Source organism: Lacrimispora sp. YZC11 (assembly GCF_057543815.1).
In genome coordinates this window covers 102,268-126,364 of record NZ_BAAJYQ010000020.1, presented here as the reverse complement: position 1 = coordinate 126,364, position 24,097 = coordinate 102,268, and the positions used below count along the sequence as shown (strand labels likewise).

Annotated in this window: 22 protein-coding genes; 9 read left to right on the top strand and 13 right to left on the bottom strand. The window is 45.3% G+C overall.

All coding sequences use genetic code 11. The features are described 5' to 3' along the window. Positions 1-15: 15 nt before the first annotated feature. From AC27IJ_RS22030 to AC27IJ_RS22010, 5 genes are all read right to left on the bottom strand, one after another. Positions 16-1,479 carry an ABC transporter ATP-binding protein gene (locus AC27IJ_RS22030; protein WP_312502462.1) on the bottom strand — a complete coding sequence of 488 codons (1,464 nt, stop codon included), beginning with the start codon at positions 1,477-1,479 and terminating at the stop codon, positions 16-18. Further along, entirely contained in the window at positions 1,476-2,159 is a 684-nt protein-coding gene (locus AC27IJ_RS22025; protein ID WP_487150819.1) for an energy-coupling factor transporter transmembrane component T, read from the bottom strand. The genes AC27IJ_RS22030 and AC27IJ_RS22025 overlap by 4 nt, the downstream gene beginning before the upstream one ends. Beyond that, positions 2,156-2,767 carry an MptD family putative ECF transporter S component gene (locus AC27IJ_RS22020; protein ID WP_312440842.1) on the bottom strand — a complete coding sequence of 204 codons (612 nt, stop codon included), beginning with the start codon at positions 2,765-2,767 and terminating at the stop codon, positions 2,156-2,158. Before AC27IJ_RS22020 ends, AC27IJ_RS22025 begins: the two co-directional genes overlap by 4 nt. 579 nt (positions 2,768-3,346) lie before the next feature. After that, positions 3,347-4,342, bottom strand: coding sequence for a helix-turn-helix domain-containing protein (locus AC27IJ_RS22015; protein WP_487150817.1), 996 nt, complete (start codon positions 4,340-4,342; stop codon positions 3,347-3,349). A gap of 225 nt (positions 4,343-4,567) precedes the next feature. Beyond that, positions 4,568-5,926: a citrate/2-methylcitrate synthase gene (locus AC27IJ_RS22010; protein WP_312440840.1), complete on the bottom strand. Its 1,359-nt coding sequence runs from the start codon at positions 5,924-5,926 to the stop codon at positions 4,568-4,570. 275 nt (positions 5,927-6,201) lie between these two features. Between AC27IJ_RS22010 and AC27IJ_RS22005 the strand changes: the two genes are divergently transcribed. The 5 genes from AC27IJ_RS22005 (at position 6,202) to AC27IJ_RS21985 (ending at position 11,107) form a co-directional block, all read left to right on the top strand. Continuing rightward, on the top strand, positions 6,202-6,852 hold the full coding sequence (locus AC27IJ_RS22005; protein ID WP_312440839.1) for a trimeric intracellular cation channel family protein: 651 nt from the start codon (positions 6,202-6,204) through the stop codon (positions 6,850-6,852). Positions 6,853-6,872: 20 nt separating this feature from the next. Then, entirely contained in the window at positions 6,873-7,574 is a 702-nt protein-coding gene (locus tag AC27IJ_RS22000) for a TIGR01906 family membrane protein (RefSeq protein WP_312440838.1), read from the top strand. A gap of 161 nt (positions 7,575-7,735) precedes the next feature. Then, a complete protein-coding gene (locus tag AC27IJ_RS21995; protein ID WP_487150814.1) occupies positions 7,736-9,289 on the top strand; it encodes a D-alanyl-D-alanine carboxypeptidase family protein in 1,554 nt (517 codons plus the stop codon). Beyond that, entirely contained in the window at positions 9,286-10,404 is a 1,119-nt protein-coding gene (locus tag AC27IJ_RS21990; RefSeq protein WP_487150812.1) for a sensor histidine kinase, read from the top strand. Before AC27IJ_RS21995 ends, AC27IJ_RS21990 begins: the two co-directional genes overlap by 4 nt. Continuing rightward, positions 10,397-11,107, top strand: coding sequence for a response regulator (locus AC27IJ_RS21985; RefSeq protein WP_312440835.1), 711 nt, complete (start codon positions 10,397-10,399; stop codon positions 11,105-11,107). Before AC27IJ_RS21990 ends, AC27IJ_RS21985 begins: the two co-directional genes overlap by 8 nt. Here AC27IJ_RS21985 and AC27IJ_RS21980 read toward each other — a convergent pair. From AC27IJ_RS21980 to AC27IJ_RS21965, 4 genes are all read right to left on the bottom strand, one after another. Beyond that, positions 11,104-12,096, bottom strand: coding sequence for a 3'-5' exonuclease (locus AC27IJ_RS21980; RefSeq protein ID WP_312502471.1), 993 nt, complete (start codon positions 12,094-12,096; stop codon positions 11,104-11,106). The genes AC27IJ_RS21985 and AC27IJ_RS21980 overlap by 4 nt on opposite strands. An 18-nt stretch (positions 12,097-12,114) precedes the next feature. Next, complete coding sequence (locus AC27IJ_RS21975) at positions 12,115-12,327, bottom strand: DUF3006 domain-containing protein (RefSeq protein WP_487150809.1); 213 nt, start codon at positions 12,325-12,327, stop codon at positions 12,115-12,117. A 29-nt stretch (positions 12,328-12,356) separates the two neighbouring features. Further along, positions 12,357-13,448 carry a ComEC/Rec2 family competence protein gene (locus AC27IJ_RS21970; protein WP_487150807.1) on the bottom strand — a complete coding sequence of 364 codons (1,092 nt, stop codon included), beginning with the start codon at positions 13,446-13,448 and terminating at the stop codon, positions 12,357-12,359. 125 nt (positions 13,449-13,573) lie between these two features. Next, positions 13,574-14,527: a cell wall-binding protein gene (locus tag AC27IJ_RS21965; protein WP_312440831.1), complete on the bottom strand. Its 954-nt coding sequence runs from the start codon at positions 14,525-14,527 to the stop codon at positions 13,574-13,576. Between the two features lie 442 nt (positions 14,528-14,969). Between AC27IJ_RS21965 and AC27IJ_RS21960 the strand changes: the two genes are divergently transcribed. From AC27IJ_RS21960 to AC27IJ_RS21945, 4 genes are all read left to right on the top strand, one after another. Further along, positions 14,970-15,833 (top strand): carbohydrate ABC transporter permease, encoded by an 864-nt coding sequence (locus AC27IJ_RS21960; RefSeq protein WP_312502477.1) that lies wholly within the window; start codon positions 14,970-14,972, stop codon positions 15,831-15,833. Then, positions 15,833-16,648, top strand: a complete 816-nt coding sequence (locus AC27IJ_RS21955; protein WP_312440829.1) for a carbohydrate ABC transporter permease — start codon at positions 15,833-15,835, stop codon at positions 16,646-16,648. Before AC27IJ_RS21960 ends, AC27IJ_RS21955 begins: the two co-directional genes overlap by 1 nt. A gap of 64 nt (positions 16,649-16,712) precedes the next feature. Further along, positions 16,713-18,119, top strand: coding sequence for an ABC transporter substrate-binding protein (locus AC27IJ_RS21950; protein ID WP_312440828.1), 1,407 nt, complete (start codon positions 16,713-16,715; stop codon positions 18,117-18,119). A 223-nt stretch (positions 18,120-18,342) separates the two neighbouring features. Next, positions 18,343-20,157: a methyl-accepting chemotaxis protein gene (locus AC27IJ_RS21945; RefSeq protein WP_312440827.1), complete on the top strand. Its 1,815-nt coding sequence runs from the start codon at positions 18,343-18,345 to the stop codon at positions 20,155-20,157. Positions 20,158-20,257: 100 nt separating this feature from the next. Here AC27IJ_RS21945 and AC27IJ_RS21940 read toward each other — a convergent pair whose 3' ends face one another. The 4 genes from AC27IJ_RS21940 to AC27IJ_RS21925 all read right to left on the bottom strand — a co-directional run bounded on the left by AC27IJ_RS21940 (position 20,258) and on the right by AC27IJ_RS21925 (position 23,789). Beyond that, positions 20,258-21,082 carry an alpha/beta fold hydrolase gene (locus AC27IJ_RS21940; protein ID WP_313257220.1) on the bottom strand — a complete coding sequence of 275 codons (825 nt, stop codon included), beginning with the start codon at positions 21,080-21,082 and terminating at the stop codon, positions 20,258-20,260. A 135-nt stretch (positions 21,083-21,217) separates the two neighbouring features. Further along, entirely contained in the window at positions 21,218-21,907 is a 690-nt protein-coding gene (locus AC27IJ_RS21935; RefSeq protein WP_313257185.1) for a hypothetical protein, read from the bottom strand. Then, positions 21,891-23,300 carry an AAA family ATPase gene (locus AC27IJ_RS21930; RefSeq protein WP_312440824.1) on the bottom strand — a complete coding sequence of 470 codons (1,410 nt, stop codon included), beginning with the start codon at positions 23,298-23,300 and terminating at the stop codon, positions 21,891-21,893. Before AC27IJ_RS21930 ends, AC27IJ_RS21935 begins: the two co-directional genes overlap by 17 nt. A gap of 123 nt (positions 23,301-23,423) precedes the next feature. Continuing rightward, positions 23,424-23,789, bottom strand: a complete 366-nt coding sequence (locus AC27IJ_RS21925; RefSeq protein WP_312440823.1) for a NusG domain II-containing protein — start codon at positions 23,787-23,789, stop codon at positions 23,424-23,426. Positions 23,790-24,097: the final 308 nt, after the last annotated feature.

Sequence of the window (24,097 nt, the reverse complement as noted above, 5' to 3'; positions counted from 1 at the left end):
TCTTTTTATTGTTGATCAAACGCTTTCCTCCATGCAGGCAAGCAGCCTGTCCTCGTTTCCATACACCGGGAAATCCAGGGAACAGCAGCCCTTTGAAAGCACCACTGCCCGACTGCAGGTGGAAACCGCGAATTCATAATCATGGGTTATAACAAACAGCGTCTTTTCAAGCCTTGACAGCTGCTTTAAATGGTCTGAAATGCGGCGCATATTATTACCGTCCAGTCCGCTGGTGGGCTCATCCAGGATCAGGATATCCGGGTTGATCACATCTCCCACCGCCATCGTAAGGCGTTGCTTTTGGCCGCCGGATAAGGTTGCCGGATGACGCTCCCTGTATTCCCACAGCCCATACCGCTTTAAAATCTTTTGGATCTCATGATCATCCCCATGTCTCTGGTTAAGCATTAATTCTTCCCGGACACTTTCTCCAAACAGCTGGCAGTCCGTATTCTGCATCACATAATAGGCCTTTTTTCTTCGTTTTCTCTTTTCAACCGTTTTCCCTTCATAAAGGATAGTCCCGGAGGATTCCTTTAACAGTCCACAGAGAATCTGCCCCAGGGTGCTTTTCCCCACACCGTTGTATCCGATGAGGGCAATGATTTCCCCGGGAAAAGCTTCAAGGGATAAATCGTTTAAAATCTGGTGTTTTCCATAAGAAAACTCCAGGTGCTTTATTTGTAAAATCGGTTTTTCCCTCGGTTCTTCAGGCTGCTTCTGAACCGTGCAGGCAGAAAGATTTCCGGTACGCACTCCCCATATCTCCCGAGATTCCCGGGTCATATTCTTTACTTCCAGGGGAGAAAACTCCCGGACGATCTGCCCGTCTTCCATGAACAGGAAGCGGTCCGCCACCCCGGTCAGATAATAAAGCCTGTGTTCCGCGGCAACTACCGTGTGCCCCATATCTTTTAGCTGTTTCATCAGATCCTTAAGTTTAAGGACCGATGCCATATCCAGATTTGCCGACGGTTCATCAAATACATAGATGTTCGGAGAGACCGCATAGGCGGAGGCAATGGCAATCTTCTGCTTTTCTCCGCTGGACATTGGATATATTTCACGGCCAAGTAAGTTTTCTCCTCTTATCTTAAAAACCGCCTCCTTGATCCTCTCTTCCATGACCGCACTGTCCATGCCATAATTTTCACAGCCAAAGGCCAGCTCATCCTCTGTTATGCCGGCAAAAAACTGGCTCCTTGGATCCTGAAAGACAGAACCCACCCTGCGGCCGATACACCAGAGAGGAAGGTCTCTTATATCCGTCCCGTGGATCTTCACTTCACCGGACAGCCAGCCTTCATAAAAACCAAGGGCAAGCCCGTTGATCAGTCTTGTTATGGTGGTTTTCCCGCATCCGCTTTTTCCGGTGATTACTACGAATTCACCGTCCTTTATGGCCATGCTTACATTCTCCAGGTCATTGTTTCCCTCCCCAATGTACCCATAAGAAACATCTGCAAATTCAATCATCATATCCCCCTTCTTTCTAACAGCAGCAGACTTACGGCGGTCAACACCCCAAGAGCGCTGAGAATCACATCACGCCTGGCAAATATCACCTCTCTCCGGCAGGTATGGATTCCCGGATTGGCAATTCCCCTTGCTTCTGCAGAAGCTGCTAGCTCATCGGATATGCGGGAAGCCCGCAGCATGACCGGAACGATGATATATTCCAGGGCCTTTAACGGATGCTTTAAAGACAAAAGTCCCCGCAGGTAAAGGGCCGCAAACACCCCTGCAAACTCCTCTTTTACCGTTGGGAGAAAACGAAGCATAAAGGTCACTGGCAGGGCAAACGTATCGGGTGCGTGGATCTTTTTAAAAACCGCTACAGCCTCACCGGGAGGCATTCCCATAAACGGACAGGCCGCCATAAGCATGAGCATAATCCGGGTAATGATGAACAAAAACATATCCGGTATGAAAACCGTAAATCCCTGCCCTGCCGAGAGATATTTCAGTCCTCCGGCAGCCAGTGCAACAGCACCCATCTTTAAGGCAGCCCTTCCAAAGCCCTGAACAATCAAATAAACCGCCAGCAGCCCCAAAAGCATATAAATAGTGATGTTGGCCGTAACAAAGGCTACAAGCACCATGGTGAGGATCAGTATGACAGCTTTAGAACGAAAGTCAAAGTACAGAGGGGCCATCATTTAAGCAGACCGCTCTTTCGGAAATGCTTGTTCATCAGCCGGTTGGCAAGGAGGCAGCCCGCACCTGCCATGACAATCGTTGCCCCACAGCTAAACAGCACCCATGGCGCTGAGGTATAATACCGTGTCTGTGTGGCGACCTGCTCCTGGCTCACCCCGCTGGCAAGATAGGCCTGCTTAAAGAACCAGATCTCCGCCATTCCATGGGTCGCCCGGACCAGTGAAGTGATGGACCAGCTTATGGAGATCCTGAAAATGCTTTTGTAACTGCCTTTCCCGGCCATGGAAAGCTCCGCCAGAAGTCCGCCGATAATAAACCACGGCCCTATAAAAGGCCCCATCATAAGAGTTACCAAAAGAGCGTGGATCAGGTTATAGATCAGAGCCACTCCCGGCCTCTGCACCTTTAAGCACATGTAAACGTAAAACGGTGCCAGTATAAAAGCCACGCACACGGCATTTAAAATCATGTTGAAGAATAACGATGCGCCGGTAATCATAGAAAAAGCAATAAATACCACCAGCATAATGGCACTGAAAATTCCGATGGTGGCGAAATCCTTTACCCGCAGGATGTGATTGACTTCCTGATTCTCTTTTGCGTTCATTGCAAAACCTCCATTTAATATGTATTTAAACGGCTTCTGTACTCATTTGGTTAGTTTTTGCTAACCAGAAAGCAGTAAGGCGCTTCGGTTCCATTATAAAAGAGTCTGATAAGGCGCTCTACCCAAATCAGGAGTTTTTTGGCTCAAAACGGGAGAAATGGAATATCAAAAGTATGCACTGCTTCAATGGCAGGCGTATATTTGTAATATAAGCGGAGAAATCACCGAACTGACCGAGGGATATTTTAATACCGCCTATGGATTTTCCTTTGACAGCGGGTGTGAATGCATACTAAAAAAACTCCCATAGATATTCCCGTCGTCAAAGCAATGGGAATAGCAAATTGACAGACGTTCCTATTATAGAAGTTTTTTCTTTTGACGTCTGAGGTACCATCTGCAGTTCGCCTTATTTATTATGGAATTATTGAAGGGGGAAAGCCTCTCCTCCTTTCTGAAACAGCTTCCTGAAGAAGGAGTGAGGCAGATAAAGACTGATATTGGAAGGCGGAATAAAAAGATCAACGGGAACATTGGCGGCCTTTGAAGAAGTCCGGGGATGGAAATATAAATCCTCTGTCAATCCCGGACATCCCGTAAATACTGCCCGGGATTTGACCCGTACCTTTTGCGGAAGGCCGCCGCAAAATGGCTCACATTTCCATAACCCGCACGTCCGGCTGCATCACTTACGGTCACATCTTCCATATCCAGTATGGTCTTTGCAAGCTCCAGCCTCTTCTGAATCACATAAGAATGCACGGAAACCCCATATACCACCTTAAATCCCTTTTTCAGTTTGTATTCATTCAGCCCTACACACCGCGACAGGAGGGATAAGGATACGTTACGCTCCGGCGCTTCATCAAGAAGCCTTTTTGCCTGGTAGATACAATTTAAATCTGCTTTTGAAAAATCCGGGATAAGAATGGCATTATCCTTCTGAAGCACTGTCTCGCTGAAATAAACGGCTATTAGTTCATAAACCTTACCTTCCATGTAGAGCTGTCGCAGATATCCTTTATAAGGGCAGTCCGACATCTGACGAATCATTGCCTGAACAGACGGGGTAAGACGATATTTTCCCGCGGAAAATTCCTTGAAAGAGGATCTTTCACCCGCCCTGGTATTGTCTATGTTTTCATAAATGTTATGAATATCCGCTAAGGGAACTTTGATTTCAAGTATATGCATATGGGTACCAGGAGAAAACACACTCCTCTTTCTGGTTTCAAAACTGGTACCAATATAGCTTTCCCCCGGACAAATATGAAAGACCTTCCCGCTTTCCGGCAGGTCCCAGCCTGCCTGTTCTCCAAGACAAAACAGAAGGTCCATATGAGGAGTCCCCGAATATCCCGTCATATCAACCGGCTTACTGAAGTTAATATCGTAATTAATGACCCGGATCCTTCTGCCGGAGCAAAAGCCCGTCAGCCTGCCGCTTCCTGCTTGTTCCGGTATCTCATATTCCATTTGGCTGCCGTTCAAATTATAAACCTTATTCCAGGCCTCACAAAGCCCGGATAAGGAACTGCCCGAACTGTTTAACCGGTATTCATATTCTTCTCTCATTTCATTCTGCCTCTTTTATCATGGAATGCTGCTTCATTTTGAGCAGGAAAACAGTTAGTTTAAGCTAACTTTAATCTTACCATTCCTTGACTTCCATGTCAATATCACATCGGATCTTCACGCCCTGACTGCCGGCTGCAAGAGCCGCCTATATACCAGCTAATAAAAAACAGGCCCTACAGTCCGGTTTAATGCCGCTGTAAGCCTGTTTCCATCTCCATTGCTTTATCTATCTTCCAGAGGCTTATAATCCTCTTCCTGCATCACACTGATATAGGCCGGACGGATGATCTTATCCATATTGATAAGCTCTTCGATCCGGTGGGCGCTCCATCCTACAATCCTTGCAATGGCAAAGATCGGGGTGAATAATTCATTGGGGATGTCCAGCATGCTGTAAACAAAACCGCTGTAAAAGTCCACGTTCGCGCTTACGCCTTTATAGATCTTTCTTTCATCTGAAATTACCTGAGGAGCCAGACGCTCGATCATGGAATAGAGGTTAAAATCATCCAGGCGCCCCTTTTCCTCTGATAATTGTTTAACAAAACCTTTGAATATTTCTGCACGGGGATCAGATTTGGAATAGACAGCATGTCCCATGCCATAAATAAGCCCTTTCCGGTCAAACGCTTCCCTATGAAGAAGCTTTCTCAAGTACTTTTCCACTTCCTCCTCATCCTTTAAGTCATGGACTTGTTTCCGCAAATCCTCCATCATTTCCACTACCTTAATGTTGGCGCCGCCATGCTTCGGCCCCTTTAAAGAGGCAAGTGCAGCCGCAACCACACTGTAAGTGTCCGTACCAGAGGAAGTGACTACATGGGTCGTAAAGGTGGAGTTGTTTCCTCCTCCATGCTCCATATGAAGGATCAGGGCCAGGTCAAGAACATGGGCTTCCACCTTGGAATACTTCATGTCCGGCCTTAAAAGCCTTAAGATATTTTCTGCCGTGGAAAGCTTCTCATCCGGCCTGTGGATATACATGCTGTCCCCTCTCTCATAATGGTTGAATGTATGATATCCATAAACTGCCAGCATCGGCATGACGCTGATTAACATCAGGCTCTGGCGCAGCACGTTGGGAACAGATATGTCACTGGCCTTTTCATCATAAGAAGCCAGGGTAAGAATGCTTCTGGCAAGGCAGGACATCATATCTTGGCTTGGAGCCTTCATGACCACATCCCTGACAAAATTGGTAGGCAGAGTCCGGCTGTAGCCCAGGGTCTTGGTAAAACGTTCCAACTGGCCTTTGTCCGGCAGATCTCCAAAAAGAAGGAGGTAGGCAATTTCTTCAAAACCAAAACGACCTTCTCTGACAACGCCGTTTACCAGGTCATGAATATTATATCCCCGGTAAAACAACTGGCCTTCACATGGGACCTTTTCTCCGTCAACGGTCTTGTTTGATAAAATCTTTGATACCTTGGTTAATCCTGCCACAACGCCGTCGCCGCTTTTATCTCTAAGCCCCCGCTTTACCTCAAATCTGTCGTAAGCTTCCAAGTCAATTTTTTCGTCATTCAAACAGATATCAGACCACTCTTCCACATTTTTCATAAATTCTTTCTGGTTCATCATGCACACCTCTTTCTGAAATCAGGTCGTCTAGTTCCACTGCATTCTTCCCATCGGGCTTTCTAAGCCAGCGTCATCCCCTTTCCTTTCCTGCATAATCTTTCAATCGTTTAATTTAGAACTTTTCAATATAATATATAATTTTATATAAAAAAGCAAGTAATATTTAAGCATTGCATTCAGCCCTGTGTTTAAGAAGGCGTGATATATTGACAAATGCGCCTCCAAATCTTATACTTGCCTTAATTTCTCATAGAGGAATGTACCGGAGGTTGTCCATGAAAATTGAATTTTCCCTGTTTTTCTTTATAGAAGTCGTCGGAACCATAGCCTTTGCCTCTTCCGGGGCCATGGTTGCCATTAAAAAACAGCTGGATCTGCTTGGAGTTATTGTTTTAGGTGTTACCACCGCCGTGGGAGGCGGTATGTTAAGGGATATTATCATAGGAAATGTACCTCCTGCCCTTTTTAAAGACCCAATCTATGTATTGCTGGCCTTTATAACGGTTATGCTTTTATTTATCATAGTAAGGCTGAACCAGAAAATCCTGGACGGACGATCCTTGGAAACCTATGAAAAGGTTATGAACATATTTGATGCCATCGGACTTGGAGCTTTTACTGTAGTCGGAATCGATACTGCAGTGCTTTCCGGCTATGGGGATTACCATTTCCTCATCATCTTTTTAGGCGTCATCACCGGAGTCGGCGGCGGCATTCTGCGTGACATTATGGCCGGACAAACTCCCTATGTCCTTAGAAAACATATTTATGCCTGTGCTTCCATAGCAGGCGCCATCCTTTATGCCTGGCTTATGAACTTCATGGATGGCAATATCGCCATGCTGACCGGCGCATGCTCCGTAGTTTTGATCCGCCTTATGGCAACCCGCTATTGCTGGAACCTGCCCACCGCAACCAAACATTAATTCCCTCAAGGAGGAATCCCATGAACCGTTTGCTTCAATATACTGCTGGAATTATATTTTCCCTTTGCCTTATGATCGTGCTTTTATTCACTTCTGTGGAGGCAGCCGTTTACTGGATTCCAGGATACTTTGAAAAAGAATATACCAAATATAATGTAGCCCAGACAGTCTCCATGACAACGGATGATCTCCTTGACGTTACCGGTGAGATGATGTCCTATCTGCGGGGGAAGAGGGATAATCTTCACGTAGAAACCACCATGGGAGGCGTAGAACGGGAGTTTTTTAATGCCCGCGAAATCGCCCATATGGAGGATGTCCGCGGTCTTTTTTTAGGTGCCCTATCCATTCGGAGAGGCTGTCTCATGGTCATGGCCTTATGCCTTGTTGTTCTTCTATTATTAAAGACTGATTTTAAGAGAACCTTTCCCAGGGCTGTGTGTGCGGGAACCGGAATCTTTTTTTTCCTGTCCGCTGTCATAGCGATTATTATTTCCACCGATTTTACCAGGTATTTCATTATGTTCCACCATATATTCTTTAAAAATGATCTATGGATGCTGGATCCTACCACCGATATGCTCATTAACATCGTTCCGGAAGGCTTCTTTCGGGACACGGTCTTTCTCATCGGTTTTATCTACCTTTTCTCCATCCTGCTTATTTTTGCAATCTGCCTTTTTCTTATGGGCAAGATTAAAAGAAAACATCTTGCAGCTTAAGTTTGTAAATCAACGGATATATAAGCATATCCAGTTGATTCATTGATATACAAATGCGGGAAAAATCGCAAATAAACTTTACTTGTTACAGCAAATAACCTATACTGTAGAATGAAGTATTGTCTGAAACCGAATGAAAGCTTATGGAGAGATTACTCAATATGACTCAATTTTCGAAAAAGATTTTTATATTTTTTCTATGCCTGCTATTTTTTGCCTCATCCTTTACCAAGACTTCGATGGGAGCTGCAGACTGGCCATCCGGTCCGTCGGTCCAGGCGCAGGGAGCCATTCTGATGGATGCAGACACCGGAACCGTTCTGTGGGGCCAGAACATACACAGCGAATATTTTCCGGCCAGCATTACAAAGGTCATGACTGCGCTTTTGGTCATTGAAAAATGCAGTCTTGATGAAACTGTAACGTTTTCCCATAATGCCGTATTTAATGTGGAATCCGGAAGCAGCAATGCCGGGATCAATGAGGGGGACAAGTTGTCTGTCAAGGACTGCCTCTATGCCCTGCTGCTTAAATCAGCCAATGAATCAGCCAACGCCCTTGCAGAGCATGTGGCGGGAAGTACCGAAGCATTTGCTGAAATGATGAACGTCCGCGCTAAGGAGCTTGGATGTACCAATACCCATTTTTCCAATCCCAGCGGCTTAAATAACCCGGATCATTATACTTCCCCGTACGACATGGCCCTCATTGCAAGAGCAGCCTTTAATAATCCTGTTTTTGAAGAAATCGACTCCACTACCTATTATAAGCTTCCGCCTAACTCCATCAATAAAGAAGGGCTTTCCATCTATCCCGGACATAAAATGATGCGAAAAAGCACACCTTTCTACTATCCGGGCATCATCGGCGGCAAAACAGGCTATACCACGCTGGCCGGCAATACCCTGATAACCTGTGCGGAAAAAAACGGAATGAAGCTGATTACCATAATCTTAAAGGGATCTACTCCACAGTATTGGGCGGACACTAAAAATCTTCTGAATTTTGGTTTTGAAAATTTTGTTTCCTTAAAAGCTGCAGATTACGAAAAAACCTACAGCTCCGTTACCAGCGACTTAAATTTCAGCGGGTTGTCCATCACCAGGCCGGAAGCTCTGATTTTAGATCCTGACAGCCGGATCATCCTGCCTAAAACGGCAAATTTTTCAGATGCAAAGGCGGAGCTCAGCTATGATATATCATCGGGCGACCCTCAAAATGCCATCGCAAAAATAAACTACCGTTATAATGACCGAGTCGTAGGCAGTACCTTCCTGGAGGTAAATGACGCCTTATTCCAGAATAAAGCAGCAGAAACCAGGATCGCCACCAACCCCCAGGCGGAAACATCTTCCCAGTCCGGCGAGGCTTTGGATCCATCTGCAGCCCAGACTTCCGTAAATCCTTCCGGAAAACATTCGGAAAAAGAAACTGAAGATTACCGGGAAAAGGCTTTAAGGCCCTTTGAGATCCCTCTAACCGCCTGGCTTATATTAGGCAGCGTGGGAGCAATCGCTTTAATAGGAGGCGCAGCAGCTTTTTTCATATACCAGAAACACAAGGATGAGCAGGACTTCCTTATAAGGCGGGAGCAGCGCATGAAACGCCTTCGGGACTCCGGTTTTTCTGCCGATGAATTCAACAGTATTCTTGAACAAAGGCGCAGTTCCTATTCATCAAAGCGGAAAGGACGGCGGGGAGGCCGTTTCAAATGACCTTAGCTAACAAGGGGTATTCCATGAAAAGACAGAAAATTATAACCAAAAAGGATCTGCTTCGTAATTTCATAGTAACCTTTATTTGCCTCCTGTTTGCCACCATCCTTTCCTACATGATGCACATACTGGGAGGATATACTAACAACGTAGGAATCATCTATATGATGGCAGTGGTTTTGATTTCCCGCTATTCCAGCGGTTATATACCGGGAGTTATTGCCTCCATTATCAGCGTGATCTGTGTAAACTTTGTGTTTACTTACCCATATATGGCGTTTAATTTTATAATGGAAGGTTACCCAGTTACCTTCATTGCACTGCTGATCATTTCATCCATTACAAGTGCTACTACGACCCATTTAAAAGAGCAAAGCCGTATCCTGAATGAACGGGAAAAGATGTTAATGGAAGCAGAAAAGGAAGCTTTAAGAGCAAACCTTTTACGGGCTATTTCCCATGATCTTCGGACCCCCCTCACAGGAATCATCGGTGCCAGCAGCATATACCTGGAAAATTCAGACACGATGTCAGAGACAGAAAAAACCAGCCTGGTCTCCAATATCAGGGAAGATGCCAACTGGCTCTTAAATATGGTAGAAAATCTGCTTAGCGTCACCAGGATCCGGGATACCGGAGCTCAGGTTTTAAAACGCCTGGAGCCACTGGAAGAGGTCGCCTCCGAAGCTATTGAACGTTTTCACAAAAGGCTGCCAGGATCCATTGTCCGTGTAACCGTACCGGACGAACTTGTCATGGTTCCGATGGATGCTACCTTAATCGAACAGGTTATTATCAACCTCCTGGAAAATGCCGTCTATCATTCCAATTCAACAGACTCCATCAGACTGTTAATCTTCGTACAGGATGGATATGCATGGTTTCAGGTCCGGGATCATGGCGTGGGAATTTCCCCGGAACGGCTGGAGACTTTATTTGACGGTTATACCTCATCGCCCAACAGCAGCTATGATTCCCATAAGGGAATGGGAATCGGGCTTTCTATCTGCAAAGCCATTGTTACTGCCCACGACGGGAAAATCACAGCCGCCAATGAAGAACATGGCGCAGTTTTTACATTTACATTACCATTAGGGGAGAATGCTTATGAGTAAGTTTACAATCGTCATGATTGAAGACGAAAAGAATATTTGCAACTTTATTGAAAGCGCATTAGAAAGACATGATTATAAGGTAAATACCGCATATAACGGGCGGGATGGACTGGCTCTGATCAATTCCCTTTGCCCTGATGTGATCCTTTTGGACTTAGGGCTTCCGGATCTGGATGGAATCGATATTATTAAAAGCGTCCGAAGCTGGACTTCTATCCCCATTATAGTCATTTCCGCCAGGACCCAGGAGCATGAAAAAGTAGCTGCTCTTGATTTCGGCGCCGATGATTATATAACCAAACCCTTTGGAACCAGTGAGCTTTTAGCCAGGATCCGCACTGCTTTGCGTCATGGAAGGCCTACCGTCAGCACCGTGGATGGCTCTGTCATACCCACTCCATACAGCAGCGACGGCCTGCTCATTGATTTTGCCAAGCGTCTGGTCACACTTGACGGACATAAGATCCATTTGACTCAGATCGAATATAAGCTGGTTTCTCTTCTTGCGGAAAATTCCGGCAAGGTCCTGACCTATGACTATATTATAAGCCATATTTGGGGACCTTACGCAGACAGCAACAACCAGATCCTTCGCGTTAATATGGCACATATCCGCAGAAAAATAGAAAACAATCCAGCAGAGCCCAAATATATCTTCACGGAAATCGGAGTTGGATACCGAATGAAGGAAAGCGAAATTTAGGAAAGGGGGGAATCCCCCTTCTTTTTATTCTGCTTTCGGGTTTTCGTCTTTTCCACCCGTTTTTTTCTGGTTTCTTCTTTTTTTTCAAAAATCTCCCGGACGTCTTCCTCTCCCACCAGCCTCATGGTCTTAACTACGTAAACACGTCCGTCATCGTTCCGCCTCATGCGGATCTTGCCCTTCACATTTCCATGCTCCGGACAGCACCCAAGAGCCGTGTAGAACTTCTGGTTCACGGAAAACCATCTGATCTTTTTTCTCAGCATCCGGTTGCACTTGCAGCAGATTAAATCAGTAACGGTTTTGTCCCCAATGGCATCCTGTTTTGTCTCGAAGGGCCTTGAGATGTATTTGGAATACCCGGGAAATACCAGGTATACCTCTTCCTCTCTATTTTCCGGCAGGCGGTAATAATCCGTTGACCAGTATTCCCGCACCTTTTCAAACTCCATATGATTCATTACACGCCCGGTATAATGAGCATCGTCAAGAGCCCGGTGAAAAGGCCGCTCTTCCATGATCAGCAGCTCTAAAACTGCAATGTCAAGGGACTGCCGGTCTTTACCGTCCCCATAAAGCAGGCTGTAAAGCTTTTGTACATCATAGTAGAGAAAGGGCTTGGGAAATGGGTTTGGAATTCCATAAAAAGCAATATTCCGCTGCAGCTCCGTTAAATCCATGGAGCCCCAGGTGCAGAACACAGCGTCCTCTCCGCACCATATAAGAAACTCCTTTACGGCTTCCTCGAAGTCCCACCCCTCTTCCATCAGAGTCTTTTCATCCATGTGGGTCACTTCCAATATCTTTTCATGAAGCTCCGGATAAATCCGGGGCCTTATAAGCCGTTTAAATTCTTCTATTTCTTCCAGAGCCTCATTAAGCTTTACCGCCCCGATCTCTATGATTTCAAAGGGAAGGTGTTCTACCGTCTCCTCCTTCCCTCCGGCGCTCTGGTTCCATTCCAGATCCAGTACAATATAATTCTTCATTATTCACTCTTTAATCCTTTATTCTGTCAGACCTCTCAGCTTCTCACGTATCTTCTGCCTGCGCCTCTCCGTCTCTTCTTTCTCAAGTGTCCACGTCCCCTCAGCCTCGGTAAGGATATCTCCCTCCCTTACGTTTTCCGGCAGTTCGGAGGCCTGAACCTTAACCATGTCTCCGTTTTCATTCTCACAGATAACGACTTTTTCCCCGATTCTGTCAATGGTATACTTCATAACCTTTCCCATTCCCTTTCTGTGCCAGGCTAAGGGTTGCAGCTTTGGCACGGCTCATATCCCATCTGTATCAGTTCCTCTCTGGAGCCCTTATAAGCCTTCCGGTTCTCTTTCTTCATGGAAGCTGCCGACTTGCAGTCCGGCCTGTGAAACTTTTTAGTGTTGGTATTTATTACATAATCCTGGTCTGCCGCAGTACTTTGCGTCCTGTCTTCACCAGTTCCTTCCGCGATTCCGGGAAAGGTGACCTTTGATCCGTCGCTCACTGCCACAATAGTTCCAAGCTGGTCCGTCCGCAAAACCTTAATGTTCCGCTTTTTTAACATATCCAGGATTTCCTTGTGAGGATGGCCATAATCATTATTTTTTCCGCAGGAAATCACTCCATATTCAGGATCAACCTGATCCATAAAGCCTTCGGATGAAGAGGTGGTGCTTCCATGATGGGAAAGCTTCAGCACATCGGCTTTTAAAGGAAAGCCGTTTGCCACCATATCCTTTTCCGCTTCTTTTTCTGCGTCTCCGCATAAGACAAAGCTGTTATTCCCATAAACCAGGCGGAGACCTATGGACCAGTTATTCAGATCATCCCCATAATCCCTGTTGGGAGCGATGATCTGAAAAGATGCATCTCCTAACGTGTAGTTGTCTCCTGGCTTAGGAAGGGTAATTTTTAAATTTTTATCCGCTATGGCATCAAGCAGGCGTTCATAAACTTTTGTGGTATGTTCCTTTTCCGGTAAAAGGACCTTTTGAACATCGAATTTACGGATAACTGCCTCCAGCCCGCCGATATGGTCTGAATGGGGATGGGTTCCAATCACGTAATCCAGCGTCTTCACTCCCTGTTTCTCCAGATAGGAAGCAACTGCCTCGCCTTGGTCCCGTTCTCCTGCGTCTATCAGCATGAAATGCCCGTCTTTTTCTACTAATGTGCTGTCTCCCTGACCCACATCAATAAAATGCACCCTTAGATCCGTACCCGACTCATTTCCCACTTCTCTCTGGGGCAATGGGGAAGAGCTTGCAGTTGGGCTGCATCCTGCCATACAAAGGGCCAGGAGGACTGCCGCTGCCATCAATATCCGCTTATAAAATTTTCCTGTTTTTTTCAATGTCATTCCTGTCTGCCTCCGCCCTGTTATTATATGATAGAATCTTTAATCCTACAAGTATTTTTAAAAGGGTCCGTCTCCAGGCGGTCAAAAAGGCGGACCGCCAAAAGCAGCCCGCCAATTTTTTAATCCTAAGGAAGTTTCGCTCCATCGGCTCCAACTTTAGCCCCATCAGGGGTTATGGTGTTTGCCAGCATCTGTCCTCCTGCAGGATCGCAGTAATACTGTTTCCCGTTCCATGCAACCCAGCCTGTAGCCATATAGCCCTTCTCATTGAAGTAATACCATTGTCCATTGATATTCTGCCAGATGCCGGTTGAATAGCTTCCGTCGTTGTTTGCATACCACCAGCCGGTTCCATCCTGCTTCCAGCCGCCTCCGCTTGGGGAGGATGTACGGTTTTGTCCTGCGGCCGTCTCATCAACATAATTGGCGGAAGACTCCACCCAGTCACCTTTATTCTCACCATTTTGTTTATTGACAGGGCGCACCTTAAAGGTATAGTTTCCAACTTTTCCCATGGAATCCGCCAGGTCCAGACTCGTTCCAACGGAGGTCTTTACTCCTCCCGTGTGCTTTCCGTCACGGTACACCTTCACTTCATAGCTTCCCGCCCCGGCTGCAGGACTCCAGACAGCCAAGGTTTTAGATCCCCATGCCGCACTTTCTATGGCCTGGGTAAACTCGCCGACCCTGGGAAGATCTATGGTCAGCGTCAGCGTCTGGCTGAAATCTTCCTTTGCCTGCTTAACGTAGGTTCCTCTGTCAATCGCGAAACCGGATTCTGTTACGGAAAAATAATACCCTTCCTGGGCATACAGCTTCACTTCCATTCTTGGTACATCATTCTCATACCACTGAAAGCCGCTGTTGGTAAATTCATACTCTCCCACATCGATCTTGCTGTTTTTAGATGTTACCTCAGCCTGCTGATCAGATATAGAGCCTCCCGGTACAATATTTGCAGTCACGGTTAAGTTCACCGTTGTGATCTTCTTTCTGGATGCTGCCATGGAAGTCATGCAGTTAAGCCCTGCTGCCATAGTTACAGCGAGCACCAGTGACAAGATTTTCTTACCATTCATATACAATCCCCCATCTTTCTTTCATTTCAATTTCAGATTGCTGTGCAATAGGCTTATTATACCCCATCTCCATGCGTTTGTGAATAGCCATTCTGGTTTCGTAAGATTTGCATCGGCGGCTGCTTATTCCTCCCCACTCCCGGACAGGCAGAGCCCGTCATTGTTCATTAAGTATAATTTTAGCCTTGTTTTACTCGACTTTTTTATAAAAATTAATTCATATTTTTACTTGCTTGTTAATAATATATCAAAATATCACTAAATTTGTAGTGAATTTGATCAAATATATATTGCATTATAACAATTAATATGATAAACTAACGTCAATGAAACATTTGCTAGAGAAAAAGAGAAAGCAGACGTTACATTTCCGCCATTATCTCTAAGGTGAAATGTAATGCTGGTTCTCTTTTTCTTTTAGAAAAAGGAGGATAAGTTTTCCATGAAAAAGAAACGATTTTTCCGGGTGATCGAGCCTTATCTCTATTTATTACCGGCCATGTTTTTCTTTACGGCTTTCCTGTTTTGGCCGTTCCTCAAGACCATTTGGCTCAGTTTTGCCATGACAACTCCCCTTGGGGCAGTTTCCTCCCTTGTGGGCCTTGGGAACTATTTAACCATCTTTACCTCCCAGGCCTTTCAAAACAGCCTTCTGGTGTCCTTTCAATACGCAGTCATGACCGTGTTATGTTCCATTGTCATAGGGTTTATCCTGGCAATCATAAGCAATGAAGACATTAAGGGGAAAAACCTGTTTCGAACCATTTATGCCCTGCCCATGGCAATTTCCGCCGCAGCAGCTTCCGTTGTTTTTATGTTCATTTTTCACAGCAGTCTGGGAATTATCAACAAGGTTCTGGGAACCCACATCGGATGGCTGACGGATCCTAAGTATGCACTGAGCGCTGTCACCCTTGTGACCGTATGGATGAACATCGGTTTAAACTTTATTTTCCTTACCGCCGCCTTACAAAGCGTTCCCTTAGACCTGTATGAATGTGCAGCTATTGAAGGAGCCGGATTTTATGCCAAGCACAGGCATATCACCATCCCCTGCATATCTCCTACCCTGTTTTTCCTTTTAATCATCAATGTCATCAATGCCCTTCAGGCTTACGCTCAGGTTAAGATGATGACCCAGGGCGGGCCTTCCGGAAGTACCAACGTCATTGTATACCAAATCTATCAGGAGGCCTTTATAAACAGCCGGTTCGGCATGGCCTGCGCAGAATCCATCGTCTTATTCTTAATCCTGATGATTCTGACCTTGCTACAATTTAAACTGGAAAAGAAGGTGACTTACTGATGAAAAACAAACTGGTTAAATATTTGCTTTATGCTTTAAATATCCTTTTTGCAGTCATCATCATTTCACCTGTTGTCTATTGCTTTAACGTCAGCATGATGACCATGAAGGAGGTATTTTCCGGCGGCTTCTGGCCGAGGCAGCTAATCCCGGACAATTACATAAAAGCCCTGCAGCTGGCCCCGTTTTTTACCTTTATCAAAAACTCCCTGATCGTGTCCGGTACCGTTACTTTTGGACAGATTGTTACCGGAGCTTTGGCGGCCTATGCCTTTTCCATGATGAAATTCCGCGGACGGAACGTTTTGTTTTTGCTGATGCTCGCAACCATGATGATTCCCAGCCAGGCTATCATCATTGCAAACTATTTAATCATCTGTGATCTGGGTCTTAAGAACACATATACAGCCTTGATCCTTCCAAACGTAGCTTCCGCATTTGCAGTGTTTAACATGAGACAGGCTTTTCTCCAGCTTCCGATGGAGATAAAGGAGGCGGCGGATATTGACGGCTGCAGCAACTTCCGTTTCTTCTGCTTCATTGCCCTCCCTCTTGTAAAGCCCTCCATGGGCGCACTGGGGATCTACATATTCCTTCAAAGCTGGAATCACTATTTATGGCCTCTTCTTGTGACGGATTCGGTAAACATGCGGACCGTCCAGATCGGTCTTGGAATGCTTCAGGGTGCGGAATCCACAGATTTCCGTCCGGTCATGGCCGGTTCCATGATCATCCTGGTTCCCTCGATCCTGGCATTCATATTAGGGCAGAAACAGCTGATTTCCGGACTTACTTCAGGCTCCGTAAAAGGATAAGTATTTTATGCGGACCCAAAGGGGCTGTATATAGATAAAACCATATAATTAAAGGAGGATATTTATGAAAAGAAGAAAAAGATTTCTGGCGGCAATTATGGCCGCGGTCATGTCCATGACTCTTGCCGCATGCGGAGGAGGTGCTTCCACTTCCGGGGGAACCACAGCGGCAGGTTCCACAGAAGCCAGTACAACAAAAGCAGCGGCTGACTCAAAAGCGACCGCAGAGGGGGGAAAAACAGTCATCACCCTCTGGCATGCCATGGGCGGCGTAAACGGGGAGGCAACCGAAGCTCTTGTTAAGGCCTTTAACGAATCCCAGAATGAGATTGAATTAAAAAGTGAATATCAGGGAACCTATGACGACCTGATCACCAAGCTGAAAGCAGCAATGCAAAGCGGCAACATGCCGGATGTATGCCAGATGTACGACATCGGTACAAAGTTTATGACCGACAGCGGTTATGCCATACCGGTGCAGGATATGTTTGCTTCCACAAACTTTGATCCTTCTACCGTTATGAACATCATCACCAGCTACTATACGGTAGACGGAAAACAGATGTCCATGCCGTTTAACGTTTCCACTCCAATGCTGTACTACAACAAGGACGTTTTTAAAGCTGCCGGCTTAGACCCTAACACCCCTCCCAAGACATTTGACGAGGTTCTGGAATTCTCCAAGAAAATCGTGGAAAGCAAAGCAGCTCCTGTGGGCTACGCCCAGGCCATTTACGGCTGGTTCTTTGAACAGCAGATTGCAGGACAGGGAAAGTTTTATGCAAACAATGAAAACGGGCGTAAAGCGCCGGCTACCGAAGTGGATTTCTTAAACAACGGAGCAGGACTTAAGATTTTTGAAACCTGGAAAAAGCTCATGGATTCCGGTTATGCGGCTAACTACGGCAGCACCACCGCTGATACCCAGACCGCATTCTTCTCCGGTCAGACTGCCATGATCATTGAATCCACGGCTATTCTTAAAAATGCTACGGCCAGCAGCGATTTTGAAATCGGTACCGGATATCTTCCAAAGATCGATGCAGCAGCTGCCGATGGCGGCGTAATCATCGGAGGCGCCTCCCTGTGGATGATGGACAATAAGGACGAGGCGAGAAAGAACGCTGCCTGGAAGTTCATCGAATTTACCACCGCACCGGAATCCCAGGCCACCTGGAGCATGTCCACCGGATACTTCGCAGTTAACCCGGAGGCTTATGAAACTCCTGCCATGAAGGATTTTATTGCCCAGAATCCCAACTTTACCACAGCCATTAACCAGTTAAAGGCTACCCCTGTCAACGGATACACCGCAGGCGTATTATCCGGAGTAGCAACCGAGTCCAGAAAGCTCTTTAACGAAGCAATGGAAAAGACCTATGACGGCACCTACACTCCGGAGCAGGCGGTTAATTTCCTGGCCGAAAAAGTGAATGCAGCCATCGCAAATTATAATTCATCTACAAAATAAAACCAGAAAGCCTCCGGCACAAAAGCCGGAGGCTTTCTTTCCTTCTATCCTCTTCCGGAATCATTCCTCTTAAACAGATAATACTCCAGGCAGTCTGTACAGTTAAAAAAATAACAGGTGAATTCTTATGATTAGCGGAACATTTCCGATATATAACATAGGACTTAAAGCATTTTACAGCCTGAACACATTCAGATAAAAAAATCGGGAAAGGAACGATAAGATGAAAAAACAGAATACAAATGCCGAAGATTCCGGCAAAGAGAAAGGCTCTCTTATAAAAAACTTATCTATTGGCAAAAAGCTGATTCTAGGTTTTGGCGTAATGCTGCTGATAATCATAGCATCCACCGCCCTATCTGCACGAAACACGAAAAATCTGGGATTCCAGGTGGAACGCTATTACCGCTATACCGTACCAAACACAAACAGTACATGGACCATGAGATCCAGTCTGGCCTCGGCGCAAAAATATCTTTTACAGGCAATTCTAGACGATGATGTACAGGCCGTTCAGGATAGCCTGGCTAAGGCCCAGGAACAGGAAGAAAGCGTTTCCGGCGCATTGGAGGCTTTTGCCGGCAACCAGTCTTCCAGCGCAAGAGATAACGATATCGCACAGATAAGAGATCTGTTATCAAAGACAAAGGCTGCCAGAGAAGAGATTTCAGGGCTGCTTAATGCTTCCTCCAAAGGAAACAGCAGCAAGGCCTACGAATCCTATAAAACCAATTATTCACCTGCCATTGATCAGGCCGGAGAAATTCTGTCAAACTTTTCTGATATCCAGCTTCAGTTTGCTACTTCCCAAAAGCTGGAAGCGCAAGCCTTCACAAAGTCAGCATGGTTCTCCCTTTCCCTATCCTTGCTGATTTCACTTCTGTTTACCCTCTTCATTACCATGATCATCAGAAAATCCATTTTGGATCCTGTGAGGGAAATTGATCTTGTTTACAAAGAAATGTCAAAAGGAAATTTACAGGCCCGGGTTACATATGTAAGCAGGGATGAGCTTGGAAGCATGGCTGAAAATATCAGAAATACAAACGCTGCCATTACTTCCTACATCCGCGACATTACGGAAAAGTTAAACCTTCTTTCCCAGGGAGATATGCGGTTTTCCATGGATCTGGACTATGTCGGAGACTTTGAGGCCATCAAAAAAGCAATTATAAAAACAGTCTCCTCTTTAAACCATACCCTCACCATGATTGATGTCGCCGCACAGCAGGTAAATACAGGAACAGAACAGGTATCTGCCGGAGCACAGCAGCTGGCAGCCGGTTCCACGGAACAGGCCGCTTCCGTAGAAGAGCTGTCCTCCTCCATTGTAAGCATCACAGAACAAGCTGCGGAGAATTCAAAAAATGTTATAAAAGCAACCGAGTATGTAGGCCAGACCAGCCATAACGTTAAAAACGGCGGCGCTCATATGAAGCAGCTTACAAAAGCAATGGACAATATCGGCACCTTTTCCGATCAGATTACCAATATAACTAAGGTCATTGAGGACATTGCGTTCCAGACCAATATCCTCTCTCTCAATGCCGCCATTGAAGCCGCCCGGGCAGGTACTGCAGGAAAGGGTTTCTCCGTGGTAGCTGACGAAGTACGCAATCTTGCCGCCAAATCCGCAGAGGCTGCAAAACAGACCGCAGAGCTGATACAAAATTCCGTACACGCGGTTCAGGAAGGCACTGAGATCACTCAGAAAACCGCGCAGATCCTGGAGGATATTGATAAAACCACCGGCTTTATCAATGATATCGTCAATAAGATCAATCTGTCGGCTTCCGAACAGGCTTCTTCCATTGAGCAGATCCGCATAGGATTGGAACAGGTATCGGCGGTTATACAGGCAAATGCAGCAACTGCTGAGGAAAATTCAGCCTCCAGCGAAGAAATGAGCGCCCAGGCCAATACCCTGCGGGAAGAAGTAGACAAATTCCAACTGGATACAGAGCAACAACCAGAGATACAAAATGCAAAAAAGTATGAATATGAAGCCGGTACAGAGCCGTCCTATGACAAATATTAAGAAAAGGGCAGAACACCAGGCTGCTATATTTGTGTGAAAGAACGATTAAGGGCTGCCGCAAAACAGATGATGATACATCTGTTTTGCGGCAGCCCTCTTTCTAACATGCTCCTGTTCCTCCTGCGAATTCGACAAGAACCTTATTAAATTCATCCTTTTGGTCATAGAAGGTAGCATGACCGCTGAATTCAAAGGATTCCAGCCTGGAGTTTTTAATGAGTTGATTCTGGATCTGACCCAGAGGATAAGGTACAACTTTATCATGGATCCCATGAATGATTAAGGTCGGAACATTGATTGCCTCAAGATCCGAAAATAATACCTCTTCGATCCAGGTATTTGCAATTGCCGCCGTTGCCCATCCTGCTGCCTGCAGGCCCAGCTGGAAGAACCACTGGGAGAACGGCTGGGTAATATGCTGGAAGAAAAATATATCTCCAAAATTATTTAACATGTTAGGACGGTCCGCATAGGTTCCATTAATAATTTGAATCACTGTATCTTTATCAAGTCCATATGGAAAATTCGGGCGTTTAATAAGGCTTGGCGCTGCTGCAGCAAACAAAGCAAGCTTTGAAACCCCATACCCTCTGTGCCTTGCCATGTACCTTATGGCAATTGCTCCTCCGGTGGAATGCCCTGCCAGGGTAATATCCTTTAGATTCAGTGCATCGATAACCGCTCTGACATCATCGGCCAGCCGGTCATAATCATACCCGCTAAACGGCTTATCGGAATCTCCAAATCCTCTTGTATCGATGCCGATACAGCGGAACCCCATCGCAGGAAGCACATCAAACTGGTATTCAAAAAGCTTATGACTTCCCGGCCAGCCATGAAGAAATAAAATTGTATTTTTGCAGTCCGGATTAAGATCCTCCACGTAAATATTTACATTCTTTTCAACGGTTATATAATATCCCATGATCTCGCTCTGCATAATATGTTTAATCTATGATATTCCCTCTTCTTAGCCAACATTCCAGCTATCTCAAATTTACTGCCATTGCACGTTCATAATCACTCATAATTCCCTCCTGTTACAGGCGTTTATCTTCGTTTAACCCTCCTGAAATAGCAAATGGAGGTTACAATGCCTGTGTAATGAATTTAAGCCCTGCATAATAAAGTTCCATGTCTCACGGAAGTCCCCGGGCACTGCAAAATCATCCGATGAAATAAATGCCTGAAAGCCCTTTTGGTCAGAACCATACCTGTCTGCAAAAGCATCTGCATAATTTATCTTTTCATCGTCAGTCAAATCCCCGTTATCATTATGGAGCACATGCTCAAGATTCCGTGAAAAATAATAGATGGAATACGGAACTTTACCAACAGCATCAGCCGTACACAGCCGGTGCAGCACCTGAGACTTTCTTGTATTCCGGTCAACGACCCCTTCAGGGTCTGCAGATTCGATCCGGTCATCAAAATATTGGATTGCCCCTTTCGTGCCGGAAATGACCTTGTCCGCCGGAATAAAAGCCCCGTCAATGTCAACAAGATGGATCACCTTAAGAATGTCCTTTTTCTCAATGCCATACCGCTTTCTTTCCACCTCTATATGCTCATATACCGTTTTAACGGCATTGTTGCCTGATACCGACCAGTTGCTTGTCATATCGCCGTGAACCACATGGAAGCGGACATCTTCCCTCTGAAATGTTTTTTTAAGAGCAGGACTTAATGTCTCCTCGTCAGTGGGACCTTCCACGATAAAAAGAATTACTTTCTTAGTCTTGGCCGCCATCCCTTACCGCCTTTCCGGCACGTCTGAATGCACGGCCAATCTCCACACTGTCGGTTTCCGCATAAATCCCTTCTTTTTGACCGCCCAATACGATGCTCCGCAAATACATATCCCTCAAATTATGATTACTCTTTATGTTCTGCAAACGGATATACCGGTTGGAGGGATTTGTGGTGGAAAAAACAATGCTGCTTTTATGAATCATTTCCAATGCCCTCAAATTATGCGATGTGAAAATCAGCTGTCCCCTTGCCCCCTTTTCAAAGACAGAAAGCAGTTCCCCTAAAAGATATTCATAAACGCCGGCATCCAGCTCATCAATAATCAAACACATGGATGGATTGTTATAAACACACATGAGGGCATTTAGAACGGAAATGATCTTAATGATCCCTTCTGACTCATATTTCAGGGGAATTGTGATATCACCACGTTTTGAGATTAATTCGACCCTGTGCCCTGTTTCCCCCCGTTCAAGAAGCTGTTCGCCAAAGTCATAAATTCCGATGGAAAGACCGGGGATCATGGCATCAAGAACGATATTCATCTCATGAAGGATCTGCCCTGCTATTTTAAAATGCTCCTGACTGATCACCGACGGCTCATCAAGCCTTATGAGAAGATCGCCCTTTGCGATCTTCTCGCCAAGATCCACGCGGAAAGCAAACGGGATCATGAAATTCATACTGATTGCTCCTGCATGGGCATTGGAAATTACAAACAGGTTCATGCCTGCATATTGATAAATAGATTGGATAATATAAGCATAATCCTCAAACGCATCATCGGCCGCGGATAAAAATACTCCCCTGCCTTCCGGGCCGAAAATAAAAGAAACCAGATCTTTCCGAGCAAGTTTTTTTGCAACGCTTAAATTAACTTTATTTTCAATATTCTCCCGTATTAAATCTTCCAATCGATATTTAGGAGTAAATATTGGGCCTTCCGAATGCAGCCCATAATCAATCACGGTTTTTTTGCTTTCAAATTTATCTCCGGTCCAGGCAGAGGAACAGAGGGTTTCGTGAATAATTTCAAAGTCGCTTTTGGAAATCCTTTTAAACTGGACAGAATATTCTGCCATGGCTTTTTTACAGTCTGTCTGGATAATAAATTTAACTGTAATTGTACAGGTTTCCGCGTCTTTGGAAATATAGTGAACCACTTCCTTAGACAGGGGCCGCCCCGTAAGCAGGGTCTGAACAACCCCCATCGCTTCAATCACTGCCGTTTTTCCCGAACCATTCTGGCCATAAATGCCGAGAATGTCCGCAGTTTTTGAGAAAAAATCCTTACTGCCGGCAGACGGCATCATAATTCGTCCGTATTTGGTATTTTTAAATTCTTTTAATTCAATTTCACTTATACGAACCATTGTCTGAATCACTCCCATACCAACTCCTTTCCTGATCCACAGGATAAATCAGTCCTAAAAAAGTAAATATTTTTACATAACGGTACTTTTTATTCCGATATTGGTTATGATTCTCCACAAACAGATGATATATTCGGATTACTAATCTTCTCCTTCAATTGTCACCACCACCCGGTTGGGCAGGCAGACAATCAGTTCACCGCTTCTATGGATCTTGCCGGTGCGGACGCATACCTTATCAGGGCAGGAAGCTTCTGTAATACTGGCATAGCCGTCTTTGATGATCAGATGATCCGTGCCGCCATACCCATCGATGACCATGTCAGTATTCTTATGAAGATCCAGGGTCGCCACAATCTTGCCGTCTACAGTGACCACCACTTCTTCTGCCGGTTTTCTGTTTCTGACATAAAATATCCCGGAGAGCAGTCCTGATATCACCAGGATGGCCACAACCAGGATCAGCTCTCTTTTTTGTATTACCGTTAATTCTTTTAAAGATTTCATCTGTTACCTCATATTTCTCTTAAATGTAAATGTCCTGAACCTTTATTATAGCATAACTATCCTGTTTATAAAATAAAAAAAAGCCCAAAATCATTATAGAAGCCATTAGAATGCAAGCTTTATTCCCACCGATCATGAAAATCCGGATGAGGATTACCGGCTCCTTTTTGGCAGGAAAATTTAAGAATAAGGAAAAAGTTTCAAGTAGTGGTAAAAATTATCGATTTGCGATAAAATTATGGTAAAAATCGTTCCCATATGTTATAATAATATCAAAGTGGCGTTTTGCGAGCCGCTATCATACAAGG

Coding starts and splice junctions, on each gene's coding strand:
- AC27IJ_RS22020 (WP_312440842.1), bottom strand. CDS start 2,767: ATGAACGCAAAAGAGAATCAGGAAGTCAATCACATCCTGCGGGTAAAG.
- AC27IJ_RS21965 (WP_312440831.1), bottom strand. CDS start 14,527: ATGAATGGTAAGAAAATCTTGTCACTGGTGCTCGCTGTAACTATGGCA.
- AC27IJ_RS21990 (WP_487150812.1), top strand. CDS start 9,286: ATGACCTTAGCTAACAAGGGGTATTCCATGAAAAGACAGAAAATTATA.
- AC27IJ_RS21925 (WP_312440823.1), bottom strand. CDS start 23,789: ATGAAATCTTTAAAAGAATTAACGGTAATACAAAAAAGAGAGCTGATC.
- AC27IJ_RS21980 (WP_312502471.1), bottom strand. CDS start 12,096: ATGAAGAATTATATTGTACTGGATCTGGAATGGAACCAGAGCGCCGGA.
- AC27IJ_RS21940 (WP_313257220.1), bottom strand. CDS start 21,082: ATGGGATATTATATAACCGTTGAAAAGAATGTAAATATTTACGTGGAG.
- AC27IJ_RS22015 (WP_487150817.1), bottom strand. CDS start 4,342: ATGAGAGAAGAATATGAATACCGGTTAAACAGTTCGGGCAGTTCCTTA.
- AC27IJ_RS21945 (WP_312440827.1), top strand. CDS start 18,343: ATGAAAAAACAGAATACAAATGCCGAAGATTCCGGCAAAGAGAAAGGC.
- AC27IJ_RS22030 (WP_312502462.1), bottom strand. CDS start 1,479: ATGATGATTGAATTTGCAGATGTTTCTTATGGGTACATTGGGGAGGGA.
- AC27IJ_RS21960 (WP_312502477.1), top strand. CDS start 14,970: ATGAAAAAGAAACGATTTTTCCGGGTGATCGAGCCTTATCTCTATTTA.
- AC27IJ_RS22000 (WP_312440838.1), top strand. CDS start 6,873: ATGAACCGTTTGCTTCAATATACTGCTGGAATTATATTTTCCCTTTGC.
- AC27IJ_RS21955 (WP_312440829.1), top strand. CDS start 15,833: ATGAAAAACAAACTGGTTAAATATTTGCTTTATGCTTTAAATATCCTT.
- AC27IJ_RS21975 (WP_487150809.1), bottom strand. CDS start 12,327: ATGAAGTATACCATTGACAGAATCGGGGAAAAAGTCGTTATCTGTGAG.
- AC27IJ_RS22010 (WP_312440840.1), bottom strand. CDS start 5,926: ATGATGAACCAGAAAGAATTTATGAAAAATGTGGAAGAGTGGTCTGAT.
- AC27IJ_RS21930 (WP_312440824.1), bottom strand. CDS start 23,300: ATGGGAGTGATTCAGACAATGGTTCGTATAAGTGAAATTGAATTAAAA.
- AC27IJ_RS22025 (WP_487150819.1), bottom strand. CDS start 2,159: ATGATGGCCCCTCTGTACTTTGACTTTCGTTCTAAAGCTGTCATACTG.
- AC27IJ_RS21950 (WP_312440828.1), top strand. CDS start 16,713: ATGAAAAGAAGAAAAAGATTTCTGGCGGCAATTATGGCCGCGGTCATG.
- AC27IJ_RS22005 (WP_312440839.1), top strand. CDS start 6,202: ATGAAAATTGAATTTTCCCTGTTTTTCTTTATAGAAGTCGTCGGAACC.
- AC27IJ_RS21935 (WP_313257185.1), bottom strand. CDS start 21,907: ATGGCGGCCAAGACTAAGAAAGTAATTCTTTTTATCGTGGAAGGTCCC.
- AC27IJ_RS21985 (WP_312440835.1), top strand. CDS start 10,397: ATGAGTAAGTTTACAATCGTCATGATTGAAGACGAAAAGAATATTTGC.
- AC27IJ_RS21995 (WP_487150814.1), top strand. CDS start 7,736: ATGACTCAATTTTCGAAAAAGATTTTTATATTTTTTCTATGCCTGCTA.
- AC27IJ_RS21970 (WP_487150807.1), bottom strand. CDS start 13,448: ATGACATTGAAAAAAACAGGAAAATTTTATAAGCGGATATTGATGGCA.